General features: G+C 64.8%; 19 protein-coding genes. 12 read left to right on the plus strand and 7 right to left on the minus strand.

The annotated features are described in order from the left end of the window. Positions 1-38: 38 nt before the first annotated feature. Complete coding sequence (locus ACFSQT_RS35205; protein WP_379026644.1) at positions 39-2,942, minus strand: M16 family metallopeptidase; 2,904 nt, start codon at positions 2,940-2,942, stop codon at positions 39-41. Between the two features lie 503 nt (positions 2,943-3,445). Here ACFSQT_RS35205 and ACFSQT_RS35210 point away from each other — a divergent pair. Together ACFSQT_RS35210 and ACFSQT_RS35215 are read left to right on the plus strand one after the other, a co-directional pair. Then, the gene (locus tag ACFSQT_RS35210) at positions 3,446-4,156 is read left to right on the plus strand and encodes a helix-turn-helix transcriptional regulator (RefSeq protein WP_379026645.1); all 711 of its coding nucleotides are present in this window, start codon (positions 3,446-3,448) and stop codon (positions 4,154-4,156) included. Further along, on the plus strand, positions 4,153-4,923 hold the full coding sequence (locus tag ACFSQT_RS35215) for a helix-turn-helix transcriptional regulator (protein WP_379026646.1): 771 nt from the start codon (positions 4,153-4,155) through the stop codon (positions 4,921-4,923). Before ACFSQT_RS35210 ends, ACFSQT_RS35215 begins: the two co-directional genes overlap by 4 nt. Positions 4,924-5,021: 98 nt before the next feature. Here ACFSQT_RS35215 and ACFSQT_RS35220 read toward each other — a convergent pair whose 3' ends face one another. From ACFSQT_RS35220 to motA, 6 genes are read right to left on the minus strand one after another with little or no spacing between them, the layout of a single operon-like run. Continuing rightward, entirely contained in the window at positions 5,022-5,459 is a 438-nt protein-coding gene (locus ACFSQT_RS35220) for a hypothetical protein (RefSeq protein WP_379026647.1), read from the minus strand. Beyond that, positions 5,456-6,538, minus strand: a complete 1,083-nt coding sequence (gene flhB / locus ACFSQT_RS35225; protein WP_379026648.1) for a flagellar biosynthesis protein FlhB — start codon at positions 6,536-6,538, stop codon at positions 5,456-5,458. Before flhB ends, ACFSQT_RS35220 begins: the two co-directional genes overlap by 4 nt. A gap of 9 nt (positions 6,539-6,547) precedes the next feature. Then, positions 6,548-7,558, minus strand: a complete 1,011-nt coding sequence (locus ACFSQT_RS35230) for a flagellar motor switch protein FliG (RefSeq protein WP_379026649.1) — start codon at positions 7,556-7,558, stop codon at positions 6,548-6,550. Positions 7,559-7,601: 43 nt separating this feature from the next. After that, positions 7,602-7,988: a flagellar motor switch protein FliN gene (fliN, locus tag ACFSQT_RS35235; RefSeq protein ID WP_379026650.1), complete on the minus strand. Its 387-nt coding sequence runs from the start codon at positions 7,986-7,988 to the stop codon at positions 7,602-7,604. Positions 7,989-8,005: 17 nt separating this feature from the next. Then, positions 8,006-8,953 (minus strand): FliM/FliN family flagellar motor switch protein, encoded by a 948-nt coding sequence (locus tag ACFSQT_RS35240; protein WP_379026738.1) that lies wholly within the window; start codon positions 8,951-8,953, stop codon positions 8,006-8,008. 32 nt (positions 8,954-8,985) lie between these two features. Next, positions 8,986-9,861 (minus strand): flagellar motor stator protein MotA, encoded by an 876-nt coding sequence (motA, locus tag ACFSQT_RS35245; protein WP_111547819.1) that lies wholly within the window; start codon positions 9,859-9,861, stop codon positions 8,986-8,988. A 147-nt stretch (positions 9,862-10,008) separates the two neighbouring features. Between motA and ACFSQT_RS35250 the strand changes: the two genes are divergently transcribed. The 10 genes from ACFSQT_RS35250 to ACFSQT_RS35295 all read left to right on the plus strand — a co-directional run bounded on the left by ACFSQT_RS35250 (position 10,009) and on the right by ACFSQT_RS35295 (position 17,898). Continuing rightward, positions 10,009-11,130, plus strand: coding sequence for a DUF1217 domain-containing protein (locus tag ACFSQT_RS35250; RefSeq protein WP_379026651.1), 1,122 nt, complete (start codon positions 10,009-10,011; stop codon positions 11,128-11,130). Positions 11,131-11,137: 7 nt separating this feature from the next. Next, positions 11,138-11,860 carry a flagellar basal-body rod protein FlgF gene (gene flgF / locus ACFSQT_RS35255; RefSeq protein ID WP_379026652.1) on the plus strand — a complete coding sequence of 241 codons (723 nt, stop codon included), beginning with the start codon at positions 11,138-11,140 and terminating at the stop codon, positions 11,858-11,860. Positions 11,861-11,863: 3 nt separating this feature from the next. Further along, on the plus strand, positions 11,864-13,282 hold the full coding sequence (fliI, locus tag ACFSQT_RS35260; RefSeq protein WP_379026653.1) for a flagellar protein export ATPase FliI: 1,419 nt from the start codon (positions 11,864-11,866) through the stop codon (positions 13,280-13,282). Then, complete coding sequence (locus tag ACFSQT_RS35265; RefSeq protein WP_379026654.1) at positions 13,263-14,108, plus strand: hypothetical protein; 846 nt, start codon at positions 13,263-13,265, stop codon at positions 14,106-14,108. The genes fliI and ACFSQT_RS35265 overlap by 20 nt, the downstream gene beginning before the upstream one ends. An 84-nt stretch (positions 14,109-14,192) precedes the next feature. Beyond that, the gene (gene flgB, locus ACFSQT_RS35270) at positions 14,193-14,573 is read left to right on the plus strand and encodes a flagellar basal body rod protein FlgB (protein ID WP_379026655.1); all 381 of its coding nucleotides are present in this window, start codon (positions 14,193-14,195) and stop codon (positions 14,571-14,573) included. A gap of 1 nt (position 14,574) precedes the next feature. Beyond that, positions 14,575-14,991 (plus strand): flagellar basal body rod protein FlgC, encoded by a 417-nt coding sequence (flgC, locus tag ACFSQT_RS35275; protein WP_111547815.1) that lies wholly within the window; start codon positions 14,575-14,577, stop codon positions 14,989-14,991. Continuing rightward, on the plus strand, positions 14,991-15,317 hold the full coding sequence (gene fliE / locus ACFSQT_RS35280; protein WP_379026656.1) for a flagellar hook-basal body complex protein FliE: 327 nt from the start codon (positions 14,991-14,993) through the stop codon (positions 15,315-15,317). The genes flgC and fliE overlap by 1 nt, the downstream gene beginning before the upstream one ends. Before the next feature lie 11 nt (positions 15,318-15,328). Next, positions 15,329-16,117, plus strand: coding sequence for a flagellar basal-body rod protein FlgG (gene flgG, locus ACFSQT_RS35285; RefSeq protein WP_379026657.1), 789 nt, complete (start codon positions 15,329-15,331; stop codon positions 16,115-16,117). Positions 16,118-16,123: 6 nt separating this feature from the next. Then, positions 16,124-16,660, plus strand: a complete 537-nt coding sequence (gene flgA, locus ACFSQT_RS35290) for a flagellar basal body P-ring formation chaperone FlgA (RefSeq protein WP_379026658.1) — start codon at positions 16,124-16,126, stop codon at positions 16,658-16,660. Continuing rightward, entirely contained in the window at positions 16,657-17,898 is a 1,242-nt protein-coding gene (locus tag ACFSQT_RS35295; RefSeq protein WP_379026659.1) for a flagellar basal body P-ring protein FlgI, read from the plus strand. Before flgA ends, ACFSQT_RS35295 begins: the two co-directional genes overlap by 4 nt. Positions 17,899-17,901: the final 3 nt, after the last annotated feature.

A 17,901-nucleotide genomic window follows, 5' to 3' on the forward strand; every position in this document is an offset into this window, starting at 1 on the left:
CCAATTTGCGCGCGGCCGGCGGCCGCGCATTGAACCGATCAATCGGCGTGGATCTGCGCGCCGCAATCCTTCGCCGAAGCACAGGAATGCACCGCCCGCGTCGTGCCGCCATCGCCGACCCGCCATGGCGAGGCGGACAGCGGTGCCTGCTGCTTGCCGCCGAGAAGATCAAGCGCCCGCGCCGCCGTCTGCTCTCCTTCATCGTCGCGCTTGACGGTCTCGACATCCCTGAGGCCGATCGCGGCAAGCTGCGGCATCACCACATCCGGGTCGCCGGCCACCACGATCAGCGACGGATCGAGCGATGACAGTGCCAGCGCCTGTTTCTGCACCGCGCCGAGCGTCAGCTGGGTGCGCGCCGTCATCCGGCTCTGTTGGTCCTCCAGCGTCGAACCGGAGCCGACGGCGCCGATCAGCGAACCGAACACGCCGGCCGAGGTCTCGGCCGATCCGGCCAGCGCCCGGCGATAGACCGTCACCGTGCGGTCGACCTCGTCCTGCGCCACCGGCAATGTGGTCAGGCCGGCAAAGCCTTTCAGGATCTCGGTGATCGCCGGACCGGTATTCGCCCGCTCGACGGTGGTTGCCACCACCAGTCCCGAGCCGGCCTTCATCGGGCTCAGCAGATAGCTCGACACGCCATAGGAATAGCCCTTTTCCTCGCGGATCACCGAGTTCAACCGGCTGGAAAAATCGTCGCCGAGCAGATTGGCGACCGCGGTCGATTCAGCGCGCTCGCTTTCGTCGGTGCCCGGCGCCGGCCTTGCCACGAACAGGGCCGACTGGCTGGCCCCAGGTTCGGGCACCAGCAGCACCTTCCGGCCGCCATTGAAACGCGCCGCCGGCGATGGCTCGGCGGCATAGCCGGCGGCATCATCCGCCCAAGCGCCGAACGCCTTTTCGAGGCCCGCCGCGACGGTCGCGACCGGCATCGGGCCGACGCTGTAGAACGTCACCGCCTTCGGCGTGAACTCCGTCTTGAAGGCGGCCCTGGCATCGTCGAGCGAGATCGAGGCGAGCGCCTTTGCCGACCAGTCGATCGCCGCCTTGCCAGGCACCTGCGCAATGAGCGCCGCCTTTGCCGCGCGGCCGGCAACGCCCGGCAGGTCGGCCTCACGGCCATTGAGCCAGTCGACCGTTTGCGCCATCAGCACGCTCCAGTCGGCCTTGTCGAAACGCGGCTTCAGCACCGCGTCGGCAAGCAGGCCGAGACCTTGATCCAGTTTTTCCGGCGGCACGCCGAGCGTCATCGCGGTGGTCAGGTATCCGGCCTGGTAGCCGACGCTGGCGCCAATGTCGCTGGTCGCCTTGGCGAAGTCGGCCGAGCCGCGCTCGCCGGCGCCGCGCATCGCCATGCTTGCGGCAAGCTCCAGCAGCCCTTCCTTGCCTTGCGGCACGCTGTTCCAGCCACCTTCGGCGCTGGCCGCCACATAGACCATCGGCGCTTCCGGCATGGTGTAGTGGACGAGCTTGATGCCGTTCGACAGCGTCGCCGTTTCCATGGCCGGCAACACTGCCGAAGGCGCTTCGCCGGCCGCATGTTTCGGAATGTCGATCGCTGCCCGCTCCGGCGCCGTGAACGGCTGCGGCGTGCCGGACGATCCGATCAGCGCATCGGGGTAGCCGCCGCGCGGGCCCGGCTTCAGCACCAGCACGCTGGCGTCTTCCGGTTTCAGAAGCCGCTTCATCGTTGCTTCGACATCGGCGACGCTGGCATTCTTGACACGCGGATCGTCGACCAGCGCGCTTTGTGCGTCACCGAGAATGTCGGCGTTGTAGGAAACGCTGCCGGCGCGGTCCTTCAGCGCCTCGCTGCCGAGCCGTGTGGCCAGCAATATGCCGTTGCGCGCGCGTTCGACATCGGCCGGGTCGAGCGGCGTCTTCTGGAAATCCGCGAACGCGGTTTTCATCGCGCTTTCGAGCGCTTCGGGCGTCACGCCTGCCGCCGCGCCCGCCTCGAAGGTGAAGCGGCCGCCGAGCAAACCGCCCGTCCAGCTCGCACTGGCATAGGTGGCGATACCCTGTTCCGAGACGAGGCGATTGCGCAGGAAACCATATTCGCCATTGCCGAGCAGTTCGGCGGCGATGCTGAGCGCGCCATTGTCGGGCGATTGCGCCGCCGGGCCGCTGAAGCCGACCACGACGACGGGGCTCGGCACACGATCATCGAGCACCAGCTTGAGCCGCGCCGGCGTCGGCTCGGGCACCGCTGGCCGCGCCACATCGGCGCCGCGCGGTATCAGGCCGAACGTGTCGGCGATCAGTGCCTTGGTGTCATCGACCTTGAGGTCGCCGACCAGCACCAGCACCGCATTGTTGGGCAGGTAGTAGGTGTTGAAGAAACCGCGCACGTCGTCCAGCGTCGCCGCGTCGAGGTCGGCGACCGAGCCGATGACCATGCGGCTATAGGGATGCGGCTTCGGGAACAGCCCCGACCAGAAGGCCTCCCAGCCGGATGCGCCGGCCTTGTCGAGCACGTTCTGGCGCATCTCGTTCTTGACCACCGAGCGCTGCAGGTCGAGCTTGGCCTGCGTCACCGAGCGGCCGAGATTGGCCATGCGGTCGGCCTCCAGCGACAGGATCATCGGCAGCGACGACGACAGCCCGTCGACATAGAACACGGTGCCGTCCTCGGTGGTCCAGGCATTGATCTCGTTGCCGAGTGCGGCATGCGCGCCGAACACGTTCGGCCAGGCCGGCGTGCCGGAGAACATCAGGTGCTCGAACAGATGGGCGAAACCCGAGCGGCCGGCGGGTTCATTCATCGAACCGACGCGGTAACGCAGGTTCATCACGACCTTCGGCGCACGATGGTCTGATACCAGCACCACCTGCAGCCCGTTGTCGAGCGCATAGGTGACGACGGGTTCGGCCTGCGCGGGGCCCCACGCAAAGTTCAAGGCCGCAAGCACCACCGTGAACGCCAGGAAAACCCGCTTCATGACCACCCCCCATGCCGATGGCCGCGACCATGCGCGGCCCATCTCGCCCAATCCGACCGAAGGGACGCCCATCCCAGCCGGTCGTCGAAAACCTATCGGAATCGATTGGCCGCCGATACAGCGGGATAGCAACAAGGTCTGGCTTTTTCGTGTCGGCGTCAGCGACCCAGGGCAGCCAAAAGGCCTCGCAGGCCGGCTCCGAGTCGCATGCGAGTCCACCAGATTCGATTTTGTCAAATCGCGTTTGATGTCGGATTCAACTGCGGGTAGATTAGACCCGAATCAGCCGGTCCTTGGGGGGCGCGGCGACCACCCAAAGTCTCAAGTTCCGGAATTTTCCGGCACCAGACGCGGACGGCTTCGCGTTCCCTAAATCGATTCGGATCTGGTTGGCGCAACCCTGCGCCATGCGTGTGTCTTCGTCAAAGTAAAGCGTATTCGGGTTCGGCGGCTGGCCTCCAGCATCCGGACAGCAGAAACGATTCCGGCCAAAAGCAACAAGAATGAGCAGTCCCGCCGCGCTTCTTCAATCCGACACATTGGGCTCGCGTCTGACGTCGCGCGGTGATCTCACCAGCTTTTTCATGCAACTGACCGCCGAGATCGGGGCCGACAGCTACATGCTGGTTGCCATCGTCCACGACCAGGACCGCAACGATGCGCGCATCGTTTCGTCCAACTGGATTTTCGACGCCATCGAGCTGACCGGCAAGCGGCTGATCGCCGGGCTTGCGCAAGGCGCGCTCACCGTCGCGCCCGGCATCCGCCCGAGACCGCTTGTGGCATCTCATGCACCCGAGGCGGACGGTTTGATCACCGGCGAGGAGGCCCGCCTTCTCGACGTGCTCGGCCATGCCGAGATCTATTCGCTCAGGCTGAATGTCGGTCGCCAGCGCCTGTTCGCCCTGTTTTCGGCCGCAACCGCCGGCAAGATCGACCAGCCGGCGCTGATGAGGGCGCAGTTGAAGTGCTGCTACGCGCTCTCGCACATCCCGCAACTGATTGCCGCCGCCGCCATGCAGGATCCGCTGTCGGATCGCGAGCGCGAGTGCCTGTTCTGGGTCTCCGAAGGCAAGACCACCGACGAGGTCGCCGTCATCCTTGGCGTCTCCTCCAACACCGTCAACAGCTACATCACCCACGCCATCCAGAAATTCGCGGCCAGCAACCGCGCGATGGCCATCGCCACGGCGATCAGGAGCGGCATCATTTGAAACACGCCGATATCAAGGAGGCTGCGGAAGCCCTTTTCAACGAGCAGCACAACCCGTTTGGCGCCTTCTCGCTCGGCTCCGAAACCCATCACGCCGTCACCATTCCAGACGCCGTGCGCCGCTGCCGTTGGATCGCCGTCGACATCAACGCTTCGGCCTTCGGCCTGTTCTTCGTCAGCCCGTCGCCGGAGCGGGCGCGGCTCGTTCCGTGCCTTGATTCCGACTATCCCGGCATTGCCGTGGCGACGAAGTTCATTTCAGGCGCCAATGGCGAGGAGATCGTGCGCCACACCCGCAACTCGACGGAGTCGCGCTGGTGGTCGGACGACGGCGTCGCCGCCATGGCGGAGGCGTTCGGCAATCTCGCCTGGACCGAGCGGATGGCGCCGCTGGCGCCGGGCACCAGCGGCATCGCCTTCCCCGTCCATGCCGATCGTGGACAATGCGGCCTTGTCGTGTTCCTGGGGTCCGAGATTACCCTGCCGCAGGACGCACTCTACGAGATCCACGCCCGCTGCTTTTCACTGTTCGCCGCTGTCGCCCGCATGCGCCCGGGCGATGCCGGCCGCATGCGCGCGATCTCCAAGCGCGAGCTCGAATGCCTGAAGCTGACCGCCAATGGCAACACCAGCGAGGAGATCGCGCGGCTTCTGAAGCTTTCGGTGCACACCGCCAACCAGTACCTGACCCAATCCACCCAGAAGCTCAACGCGGTCAACCGCAACCAGGCGGTGGCCAAGGCGTTGCGGCTGGGGCTTATCGAATAGGATAATTCCAATGCATGTCGCCTAAAAGCGGGTCCGGCTTTGGGAAAAGGACATGCATGAAAACAACCGCCGCCGGCGGCTCCGAAGCGGCCGATGGTTCAGCGAAAGGCCATCGGCTCGACCTTGCGGATACGCGCCTGTTCGATCACCGCCTCGAGCAGGGCCGTGTTGTGCTCCGGGTCCTCGCCCGGTTTCTCGAACGACACGTAGTTGACCGCCACCGAAGCGCCGAGCTCGCTCAGCGTCAGCTGGAAATAGACGGTGACGCCGGGCGGCCTCAGCTCCAGATCGAGCACGATGCGCGGGCTGCCGCTCCAGTCGACATGCGCCTCGCCACCATGGCCGAGCCGCAGCGTGCCCGGCATGAAGAACAGCTCCACCGCTGAATCGACCAGATCCGACAGGCAGGCGAAATGCTCCAGCCGGATGAAGGCAATATAGTCGGCGACATCGATCAGCCGGAGTTCCCTCACCACCTGCTCGATGGCGCTGGCGACGATGATCTCGCGGGAATTTGCGTGCGGTTGCCGGTTCATGAAATCTGTCTGCGCTCAGCCTTTTTCGAGTAGACGACCCGCACCAGTTCGGCGACGGCCTGATAGAATTGCGACGGGATCACATTATCGACCGAAACTTGCTTGTACATGGAGCGGGCGAGCGCCACGTCCTCGAAGATCGGGATGTTGTGTTCCCGCGCGATCTCGCGGATTTTCAGCGCCACCAGATCCTGCCCCTTGGCCAGCACGATCGGTGCCGAATCCTCGTCGCGCACATATTTCAGCGCAATCGAGAAGTGCGTCGGGTTGGCGATGATCAGTGTCGCGCGCGGCACCGCCGTCATCATCCGTTTGCGCGCCCGGTCGCGCGCCAGCGAGCGCAGCCGCGACTTGACGATCGGGTCGCCCTCGGACTGTTTGAACTCGTCCTTGACCTCCTGCTTGCTCATACGCAGGTCCTGCTTCCAGTGGAAGCGCGACCAGACGATGTCGATCGCCGCGATCAGCCCCATGACGAAGACGATCGCCACCAGGATGTCGACGGCGATGCCGCGGATAACGAGGCCGAAGGCAACCGGATTGGTGATCATGCCGGCGAGCAGCTTGCGGTGGTCTTCCGACAGCGTGAAGCTCAGCACGACGATGGCAAACCCGACCTTGCCGAGTGCCTTCAGGAACTCGACCCAACCCTGAATGCCGAACAGCCTGCTCCAGCCCTTGGCAATCGAGATGCGCGAGAGTTGCGGCCGCACCCGCTCGCCGACGATTTGCGGCATGTTCTGGAACACCGAGGCGCCGACACCGGCAACGGTCAACAGCACCAGCAGGCTGACGATGGCGCGGCCCACTTCGAGGAGGACGATCTTGTAGAGCGCGATGACGTCGGTCTCGGTGTCCATCGGCCAGGCTTCCGGCTTCTCCAGGAACATCGACAGGAACATGCCGAGATCGATGACGGCGTCCTTGGCATAGAAGACGGTGAACACCAGTATGGCGACGAAGGATGCCAGCAGCGCCGTTTCCCGCGAATGGGGCAGCTTGCCCTGTTCGATGGTGTCGCGGATCTTCTTTTCCGTCGCCTCTTCGGTTTTCGAATCCTTGTCGACCGCGTCAGCCATGTCGCGGCCTTAGGCGGCGTTCTGGGTCGAGGGAAGTTCGAAGGCGCCTTCGCGCGACAGCCGGATCGTCGTCGCCACGATCGTCTTGCGGGCCGCCGTGATGTCGGCAGCCGCGATGCCGTCCGACCCCTGTCCGAGTTCGGCTTCGATCATGCGCCGCGACCGCGCGCCGATCGCCGACAGCACCGCCTCGGCAAGTGCGGCCGAAGTGCCGCGCAAGGCCAGCGTGACCAGTTCGGTCGACAGCCCGTCGAACAGAAGCACCCGCGCCTTCTGGGTCAGCAGCGGCAGATCGTCGAAAGCGAACAGGCGGGCCCGGACGCCGTCGAGATCGGGCGTGCCGGCGGCCTCCAGATCCTGCATGACCTCTTCGAGAAGCGGCTTGTCCAGTTCGTTGAGGACGCTGGCGACGCGCGCCTGCCCGGCCGACGTGTCCTTGGTCGAGGTTTCCGTCAGCACGCTGCTTCGCAACCGGTTTTCGACGATCCTGCTGGCGGCGTCGGGAACATTGGCCATCGTCACCATGCGCTTGATGATCTCGCCGCGCGCCGGCTTGGTCAGCGTCAGCAGCACGCCCGCCGCCGCTTGCGGCGCCAGCTTCGACAGCACCATGGCCGCGGTCTGCGGATGCTCGCTGGCCAGGAAGGCGCCAAGCCGCGCCGGTTCGAGCTTTTCGAGCTCTGGCCAGATCGGCGGCGGGCCTTCCGGCGCGACCTCGAATTTCTTTTCGCCCATGATTGCGCTCATCTCTTCGGGCGAGAGCGATTCATTGAGGATGGTGTCCATCCTGTCGGCGGAATCGAGCAGTCCCGCCCCTTCGGTGAACTCTGCCTCGAACTCGGCGACGATGCGCTCGAGATCGCTTTGCGGGATGGTCCGCAGCAGCCGGGCGCCCTCGATCAGCGCCTTCAATTCTTCCTGCTTGAAGAATTTCAAAAGCCGGCTGGCTGATGGCTTGCCCATCGCCACCAATATGGCGGCCGCCTTCTGCGCGCGGGTCAAGGTCACCGGCGTCGTCATGCCTCTCGCCTCCGCTGCCATCGGCAAGCCCCGCAATCCATGTCTAGGCGCCCTTCGTGCCGGCGATGATTTCGGTCAGCCTGATGCCGAAGCGCGACGGATCGCTTTCCAGCACGGTGATCTCGCCGCGTGCGATCTTGCGGCCGTTGACCACGACGTCGACAGGTTCGCCGATGCGGCGGTTGAGCGCCACCGTCGAACCCTTCTGCAGCGCCATCAGGTCGGAAACCGGCATCTCGGTGCTGCCGAGGATGATCTGGACATCGACGGGGATGTTCATGATGACGCTTGAATTGGCACCGGAAGTGGCCCTGAACGCCGGATCGGGGCGCTGTTCCTCTTCATGCAGCACCCCGCGCAGTTCTTCGATGGCACGGTCGAGCTGCTCGTCCGGCTGGTCGAGGTCGGCTTCCGGCTTGGTCTTGGCCATGCGTCGTCTCCAAATGCTCAGGCGCGTCCGGCGGCAGCCGGCATCAGCCCGTCGATAAAGTCCCGCCCGGCATCGTAGGGATGCTTGATCCGGACGGTGTAATTCTGTCCCAGTTTGCCGAACTCGCATACGAACAGCGTCTTGCCGCGCGCGCTGAGACGCGCCTGCGACTGCGCCGTTTCCTCGAATTCGATGATCTGGCCGATTTCGAAACCGGCGAGGTCGCCGAGCGTCAGCCGCGCCAGCGGCATGGTGGCCTCGAGCGCCACCGTGGAGCGCATCACCTCTTCCGAAAAGCGCGCGCGCCAGCTGGGGCCGTGATCGTCGTCACTGGCAGAGACGGCACCGTCGCGGCTGGCTAGCACGACGCGCTGCGGCATCGTCACGGTGACGGTGCCGCTGTCGGCCGGCGTCGAGATGCCAAGGACGATGCGGATTGCCGCGCCATCGCGCAGCACGTGCCGTTTCGCCTCGGCGCCCGACATCGCCCGCGGCACCGGCAGGCGCAGGTCAAGCGAGCGCCGTCCCGATCCGTTCAGGGCCAGCGCCACCTGCTGGAACACCATGGTCGAGACATCGATTTCGATCTGCGACAGGTCGCGCTCGATCGGCGATACCGGCAGGTCCGGGTCGCCACCGAACAGCGTGCAGACCATGATCGCGATCGCCGAAGCGTCGATCACCAGGGTCATCGCATCTGAGGATGTGGACGAGCCGACGACGGTCAGGGCAAACGTATCGCCGGCGCGCGAGCGCGCCTCCGGAACGCGGCTGACCTCGACGGATTTGAGATCAACAGCCACCGGGACGCCAAGCTCACCGGCCAGGCTCTTCTGCAGCAGCGGCACGGCGCGTTCGGCCATGGCCCGGCCGGCGTCGATGACCTGGGCGGCCTCGCCGCTGTCGCCGACCAGACGCTCGATGATCAGCGAGCGCGCTTCCGCTGGGCTGCCCGGACTGGTCATGACAGTGCTGGGACCGATCTGTCGCGCATCGTTCAAGCGGCCTTCTTCTCGACGCTGCCGGTGTTCATCGTGCTCTGCTCGACGGCGTCGATCGTCGGCCGTTCATAGGACGAGATGGTCTTGCGGCCGAACTCGATCGCCACCTGCGGCAGCGCGCCGTTCATGTAGGCCAGCAGCGTCTGCTTGACGATGATGTAGAGGCGGTTGTTCTTCTCGCGCACCGTCTTGATCTTGGTGGCGACCGGCCCGACCACCGCGTAGGACAGGAAGATGCCGAGGAAGGTGCCGACCAGCGCCGCGCCGATCAGGCCGCCGAGGATTTCCGGCGACTGGTCGAGCGCGCCCATCGCCTTGACGACGCCAAGCACGGCGGCGACGATGCCGAGCGCCGGCAGGCCGTCGCCCACCGCCACCATTGCGTGATAGGCCTTCATCTTGTCGGATCTGATGGTCTGGATTTCCTCGTCCATCAGCGCCTCGATCTCGTGCGAGCGGGCATTCCCGATGATGATGATGCGGCAGTAGTCACAGATGAAATTCATCAAATCGTGGTTCTTGAGCACGGTCGGAAAGGCCTGGAAGATCGCCGACTCCTCGGGATTGTCGATATGCGCCTCGACCTCGCTGCGCGACTTCGAGCGCAGCTCGCGCATCAGGCTGTGCAGCACGCCGAGCGTTTCGAGGTAGTTCTGTTCCTTCGGCACCGCCTGCTTGAATGCTTCGAGGATGGCCTTGCCGGTATCCTTGACCGTCTTCATCGGATTGGCGACCAGAAACGTGCCGAACGCCGCACCGCAGATGACCACGGCTTCCCACGGCTGGACCAGCACATGAAGATGGCCGCCCATGGCCATGAAGCCGCCAAGGACGCAGCCGAGCGTCACCACCAGTCCAATCAGAATGCCCACGACAGGTCCTTCCGCATTTCACATCGCGAGCAAGGGATAGCGCCCGTGCCTTGTGTGAGGCTTGAATCGAAGCCCGTGGATCCGATTCAGTTTCGCGCAAGGAAGTGGGGGTATTGTGCTGGCATAGCTTCGGCCGGAGGCACGTCTTTGCTCAATACCTTTACCAGCTACCAGCTCATTACCAAGGACATTTCAAAGTCGCTCGACAGGATCGAGCAGCAGCCCGTCGTTGATCGCGATACCAAATATTATCTCGCCAACATCACCAAGGTGAAATCGATCGACGATTTCGTCAAAAATGACCGGTTGTTCAAATATGCCATGAAGGCCTACGGGCTCAAGGACATGGACTACGCCAAGGCCTTCATGGTCAAGGCGTTGAAGGAAGGCGTCTCCGATCCCAACAGCTTCGCCAACAAGCTGACCGACAAGCGCTACGCCGAATTTGTCAGCGCCTTCAACTTCGCCGCCAACGGCGCCGATGCGACCGTCTACAACAAGACGCAGCAGATGGTGACCAAGAACTACGCCACGCAGGCGAAGATCGCCGGCCTCGATCCGAACTCCGCCTATGTGAAGGGCGAGACGACGTATTATCTCGCCAACATCACCAAGGTGAAGTCGATCGACGACCTGATGTCGAACAAACGGCTCTACACCTACGCCCTCGCGTCGTTCGGCCTTGATGCAGCGACACAGGACAAGGATCTCATCAAGCGGGTTCTGCAGGGTGGCGTCCGCGACCCCGACAGCGTCGCCAACAAGATGACGGACAAGACCTACGCCGCGCTGGCCTCGGCTTTCAATTTTGAAGCCTATGGCGAGAACGCCACCACCATCGTTTCGGCGCAGCAGCCGACCGTCGACAAATACATGCGCCAGACCCTCGAAGAGGATGCCGGCAACACCAACCAGGGTGTGCGGCTGGCACTCTATTTCGACCGCAAGGCGCCGACCATCACCAGCTGGTACGACGTGCTGGCCGACACTGCCCTTGCCAGCGTCGTGCGCACCGCGCTCGGGCTGCCCGATTCCTTCGCCACCGCCAACATCGACAAGCAGGCGCAGCTGTTCGAGCAGAAACTCGACATCTCGGACTTCTCCGACCCCGAGAAGCTGGGCAAGTTCCTGACCCGCTTCACCAGCATGTACGAGATAAAAAATCCGACCTCATCGGCCGTCACCTCGGCCAGCGTGCTGTTTGCCCAGCCGATCACGGTCGGCATCTCCACCGACCTGATGATGGCCATGCAGAAGTTGAGGTTCTGAGACCATCATGCGGGACAGCCTGTACGTCGCCCTTTCCTCGCAGATCGCGCTCGAGCGCCGCCTCGACACGATCGCCGACAACGTCGCCAACGCCTCGACGATCGGCTTTCGCGCCACCGGCGTGAAGTTCGAGGACGTCGTCTCCGGCATCGGGCCGAAATCGATATCCTTCGCGTCTTCGGGCAAGACCTATCTTTCCGGCGCCCATGGCGCCATGACCGAGACCGGAAATCCGTTCGATTTCTCCATCCAGGGCGATGCCTGGTTCGCCATCGATACGCCGGTCGGCACCGTCATGACCCGCGACGGGCGCTTTTCGATGAACGAGAACGGCGAGCTGATGTCGATCGAGGGCCACCCGGTGCTCGATGCCGGCGGTGCGCCGATCCAGCTCGACCCTCGCAACGGTCCGCCCAAGGCCGGGGCCGACGGTTCGCTGCGTCAGAACGATCAGCTTGTCGGCTCGATCGGCCTCTACAATTTCGATCCGGGTGAGAATTTCGTCCGCTACGGCAATTCAGGCATCGTTCCTGCGCGTACGCCAGAGCCTGTCACCGATCGCTCCGATACCGGGATCGCCCAAGGTTTCCTCGAAGAATCCAACGTCAATCCGGTGCTGGAGATCACCCGGCTGATCCAGGTGCAGCGCGCCTTCGAGAACACCGCCGCGCTGATGCGGCAGACCGACTCCTCCACCGACGAGGCGATCAAGACGCTCGGCTCGAAATAACCCATGTCGCTCGACCAGCCATCCCTGCGCGCACTCGAAAGACAGCTGCAGCCGGCGCCGGAAGACCGGCTTGCCGCGCTGGAACGGATCTGGCGGCGTTTTGCCGGCACCGAGGCGCTGCTCAAGCGCGGCGGCCGCGTCGTCGAAGTCACGCCCACGCACTACAAGGTGCGCGGCCTTTCCGACTTCGCCAGGCTGGGCGACATCGTCGAGCAGCGCGGCCATTCTGGCACGCGCCGCGGCGAGATCGTCAAGATCAGCCGTGACGAGGTTGTCGTGGCACCCTTCGAACGCAGCGCCGATGCCGGCATCGGTGATGCCGTGTTCCGCCGCGGTCCGCTCGCCGTGGCGCCGCATGCCTCGTGGCGCGGCCGCACCATCGACGCGCTCACCAGGGCGATCGACAGCGGCCCGACATTGGTGCGGGGTGACGCCACCTCGAGCGGCACCCAGACGACGCCCGGCGCCATGGCGCGGCAGCGCGTCGGCACCGCCTTCATGACCGGTGTCAAGGTCATCGACATCTTCACGCCGCTTTGCTTCGGCCAGCGCCTTGGCATTTTCGCCGGCTCCGGCGTCGGCAAGTCGACATTGCTCGCCATGCTCGCCGGCGCCGACGCCTTCGACACCGTCGTCGTGGCACTGATCGGCGAACGCGGCCGCGAAGTGCGTGAATTCCTCGAGGACACGATCGGCGACAGCATGGCCAAGACCGTCGCCGTCGTCGCCACCAGCGACGAAAGCGCCATGATGCGCCGGCGTGCGCCGGACACCGCCATGCGCGTCGCCGAGCATTTTCGCGACCAGGGCCACCGCGTGCTTCTGGTGCTGGATTCGATCACCCGCTTCGCCCACGCCTTGCGCGAGGTGGCGACGGGAACCGGCGAGCCGCCGGTCGCCCGCGGCTATCCGGCCTCGGTGTTCACCGAACTGCCCAAGCTGCTGGAGCGCGCCGGGCCGGGCGCCGAAGGCCCCGGGGCTGAAGGCAGGGGATCGATCACCGCCATCATTTCGGTGCTGGTCGACGGCGACGACCACAACGACCCGGTCGCCGACTCCGTGCGCGGCATCCTTGACGGCCATGTCGTGCTCGACCGCACGATCGCCGAACAGGGACGCTATCCGCCGGTCAATCCGCTGTCGTCCATATCGCGTCTTGCCGGCAAGGCCTGGAGCGTCGAACAGCGTGCCCTGGTGACAAGGCTGAAGTCGATGATCGCCCGCTTCGAGGACACGCGCGATATCCGTTTGCTGGGCGCCTATCAGGGCGGTGTCGACGCCGAGCTCGATATCGCCGTGCGTCAGGTGCCGCTGATCTACGAGGCGCTGACGCAATCGCCCAAGGACCGTCCGTCCGCCGAACCGTTCTCCGATCTCGCCCGCCACCTCAAGGGTAAGCTGAATGCCGATGCAGGAGACTGAACGCCAGTACACCGAGCGTATCCTGCGCGAGATGATCGCGGAGGCCAACGCTGCGGAGCAAGCCAGAGCTGAAGAAGCCAGGATTGCCAAGGCAAGGGTTGCCCGCGCCATAGCTGCGAAAGCCGAGGCTGTTCTGGCCAGAGCGGCCAAGCCAATCCTGCCCAGGATTGCCAAAGCCGAGCCTGTTCGGTCCAAGGCCGCTGAGCTCGCCCTGCCCAGGGCTCCCCAGGCAGCGGCTGCCGAGATGACGCAAGCCAGCCGCGACTCGCTGATCGACGGCCTGTTCCCGCGCACCGAATGGCCGCAGCCGCCAAAGGCGCCATTTCCCAGGCTGAAGAAAAGGTCCGACCGGCGCAGCGATGTCGTCGTTGCCGCGCTCGGCATCACGCTCGGGCTGATCTGCGCCCTGTTTCCCTGGTATATCTTCTTCAATCAGGAGCAGTTCGGCGTCCAGGCGATCAAGTTCGGCGGCACCGGCACCAATTCCGGACGGGCGGGCGGTGGCGTCATCGCCCAACGCAGCGCGCCGCTGACGGCAAAAGACGTTCCAGCGGCCAATCTCGATCTGTTTGCAACGGGAACCGTGCAGGATGATGCCACTCCCGCGCCGGTGTCCGATGAGCAGCCCTTTCCGGCCGATGCCGCGAAATTCCGCATGGTTCATGTCGCCAATGGCCGCGCCATGATCGAGGACGATGCCGGACTGTGGATCGTCCAGCGTGGCTCGATACTGCCGGACTCTAGTCAGGTGTCCTCCATCGAGCAGCGCAACGGCAAATGGGTCATGGTGACCAGCACCGACCAGGTGATCGAACTCTCCAGGTAAACGCCCCGTCCCGGGCATCAGGTCATCCGCAAGGTCCGCGCAAGACTGGCGGCCTAGTCTTCGGGAACCCGCCCGGAGATTCCCATGGAGCCCGTTTCCCTTTTCGACCTCGCCGCCAAGCAAGCGCAATGGCTGGCCGTGCGCCAGTCCGCCATCGCCGGCAACATCGCCAACGCCAACACGCCGGGCTACACGGCAAACGATGTCGAGCCGTTCGAGAAGGTGCTCGACCGCACCGCGGTGTCGCTGCAGGCCACCGAGGCCGGCCATCTCGGCAACGCCGCGACCAATGCCGGCTTCACCATCAAGCCGCAGGAAGACGACGGCGTGGTCATGCCGTCAAAGAACTCGGTCGTGCTGGAAGACCAGCTGATGAAGGCCGGCGAGGTGCGCCGCTCCTTCGAGCTCAACACGGCGATCGTCAAGGCGTTCCATTCGATGATGATGATGGCGGTGAAGAGCTGACATGGACGCGCTCACCGCAGCCCTCAAAGTCGCAGCATCTGGCCTCGGCGCTCAATCGGAGCGCCTGCGCGTCGTTTCGGAAAACCTGGCCAACGCGCAGTCGACCGGCACCGCGCCCGGCTCCGACCCGTATCGCCGCAAGACCATCAGCTTTGTCTCCGAGCTCGACCGGACCTCCGGCAGCTCGACGGTCGCGGTGAACTCGATCGATCGTGATCCCAGTGACTTTCCCGTTGAATTCCAGCCCGGCAACGAGGCCGCCGACGACAAGGGCTACGTCAAGATGCCCAACGTCAACGTGCTGATCGAAATGGCCGACATGACCGAGGCCAACCGCTCCTACGAAGCCAATCTTCAGGTCGTCAAGCAGGCGCGCGACCTCATTTCTATGACCATCGACCTGATGAGGAACCAGTAATGATCAGCGGTATCGGAGCCCTTCAGTTCAAGTCCTCGATCGGCGGCGACGACGCCGTGACAAGCCTGCTCCAGGGCGACGCGACACCCTCGGCCGGCGGCAATATCGGCACCTCCTTCGCCGAAGCGCTGAGCCAGGCGGCCTCCAAGACCGTCAACACCCTGCAGAATGCCGAGCAGGTATCGGTGCAGGCGCTCAAGGGCGACGCTGATACCCGTCAGGTGGTCGATGCCGTGATGAGCGCGCAGCAGGCGCTTCAGACCGCCGTCGCCATCCGCGACAAGGTGGTTTCCGCCTATCTCGAAGTCAGCCGAATGGGCATCTGAGGAATTCCGCCATGAAAGCACTCGCCATCGCCGCCACCGGCATGAATGCCCAGCAGACAAATCTGGAAGTCATCGCCAACAACATCGCCAACATCAACACCACCGGCTACAAGCGCGCCCGCGCCGAATTTTCCGACCTGCTCTACCAGGTCGACCGCACGCAGGGCGTGCCCAACCGCTCCAACACCTCGCTGGTGCCGGAGGGCGTCTCGATCGGCCTCGGCGTCAAGACGACGGCCGTGCGCAACGTCCACACTCAGGGCGAACTGACCAGCACCGGCAACAGTTTCGACCTGGCGCTGACCGGCAGGGGCTGGTTCCAGATCGAAGGCGCCGACGGCGGCACCCTCTACAGCCGCGCCGGCGCCCTCAACACCAACGCCACCGGCCAGCTGGTGACGGTCGATGGCGCCAGTGTCATTCCGGCCATCACCGTTCCCACCGACGCCGTCGAGGTCATCGTCAACAAGACCGGCCAGGTCTTCGCCCGCATCGACGGCCAGACCGACCTGCAGAACCTCGGCCAGATTCAGATCGCCAATTTCGCCAACGAGGCGGGGCTGGCGCCGCTCGGCGACAATCTGTTCCAGGAAACCACGGCGTCCGGCCCGGCGAATGTCGGCGTGCCGGGCGACCCCGGCTTTGCCACCATCCAGCAGGGCTATCTCGAGGCCTCGAACGTCGACCCGGTCAAGGAAATCACCGAGCTGATCTCGGCGCAGCGCGCCTATGAGATGAATTCCAAGGTCATCCAGGCCGCCGACGACATGGCTTCCGTCGTCTCCAAGAACATCAGGTAACGGATGATGGCCATGCCGGTCTCCTGCTCCGCATTCCGCCGCACCGCGCTCGTCCTTGCGCTGGTGACCGGCGGCATGCCGGCTTTCGCCCAGGAATCGGCGGACCAATCGGCAGACCAATCGGCCACTCAGATCGCCAGCAACCAACCTGCCGGCGAAGTTGTGTTGATCCCCAACCGCGTCATCTATCCCGGCGAGACCATCGAGCTTGGCGCGCTGAAGCGCGTGACGCTTGTCGCCGGCAAGCACAAGCCGGACGCGGTCGCCACGCGGGCCGAGGAACTCGACGGTAAGGTCGCCAAGCGCACGCTGCTGCCCGGCCGCTACATCCCCTCCGCCGCCATCCGCGAGGCCTGGCTTGTCGAACAGGGCGCGTCCGTGCAGGTCTTCTTCATCGCCGGCGGACTGACCATCTCGGCCACCGCGGTGACATTGCAGCCGGGTGCCGCCGGCGATCTCGTCAAGGTCCGCAACATCGACAGCGGCAAGATCCTGTCCGGCACGGTGATGACGGATGGAACCATTCAGGTCGGCGCTTCATGATGCGCGGACTTGCCCTGATATTGGCAGCCGTGCTCGGCCTGCAGCCGGCGCTGGCCGACGGCCTGACGCCCAAGGCCAAGCGCGAGCTCGCCGCCAAGAATGGCGGCGTCTACGACGATCCCGAATACAACCCGGCCACCACCAGCCGCATGTTCCGGGTTTCGTCCGGGCCGAGTTCGCTGCCGCCGGGCCAGGTCGCCTCGCGCATCAAGGACATCGCCCAGCTGCAGAGTTCGCGCGACAACCAGTTGGTCGGCTACGGCCTGGTCATCGGACTTGCCGGATCGGGCGACAGCCTGCGCAACTCGCCGTTCACCGAACAGTCGATCCGCGCCATGCTCGAAAATCTCGGCATCGCCACTGAAGGCGGCAGCGCGCGCGCCAAGAATGTCGCCGCCGTCATCGTCACCGCCAACATGCCGCCCTACGTGCAGTCGGGCGGCCGCATCGACATCGACGTCTCCTCGATGGGCGACGCCACCTCGCTCGCCGGCGGCACACTGATCATGACGCCGTTGAAGGCGGCGGACGGCGAGATTTATGCCGTCGGCCAGGGCTCGGTGATCGTTTCCGGCTTCACCGCCAAGGGGCAGGCCGAGCAGCTGACGCAAGGCGTGCCGACTTCCGGCCGGGTGCCGAACGGCGCCATCGTCGAGCGCGCGGTCCAGGCCGAGTTCGACGATCAGGCGACGCTGACGCTACAATTGCGCAATCCCGATTTCTCGACCGCCATTCGCATCGCCGATGCCATCAACGACTATACCAGCCAGCGCTTCGGCGCGCGGGTAGCGGCCGAGCGCGATTCCCGCACCGTGCAGATCAGAAGGCCGAAGGGCGTTTCGGCGGCCCGCTTCTACGCCGAGATCGAAAACCTGGTGGTCGAATCCGACACGCCGGCCCGTGTCGTCATCGACGAGCGCACCGGCACCATCGTCATTGGCAACGACGTCAAGATCTCGCGGGTCGCCATCAGCCACGGCACGCTGACGGTGCGCATCACCGAAGCGCCGCGCGTCGTCCAGCCCGAGCCTTTCTCCAAGGGCGAGACGGCCGTCGAGCCGTTCACCGCCATCGAAGCCAGCCGGCCCGACGCCCGCGTCGCCGTGCTTGACGGACCCGATCTCGAGACCCTCGTTTCCGGCCTCAACCGTCTCGGCGTCAAGCCGGACGGCATCATTGCCATTCTGCAGGGCATCAAGTCGGCCGGCGCCCTGCAGGCCGACCTGGTTCTGCAATAGGCG

It is taken from the genome of Mesorhizobium calcicola (assembly GCF_042682105.1).
Classification (GTDB): Bacteria; Pseudomonadota; Alphaproteobacteria; order Rhizobiales; family Rhizobiaceae; genus Mesorhizobium; species Mesorhizobium calcicola.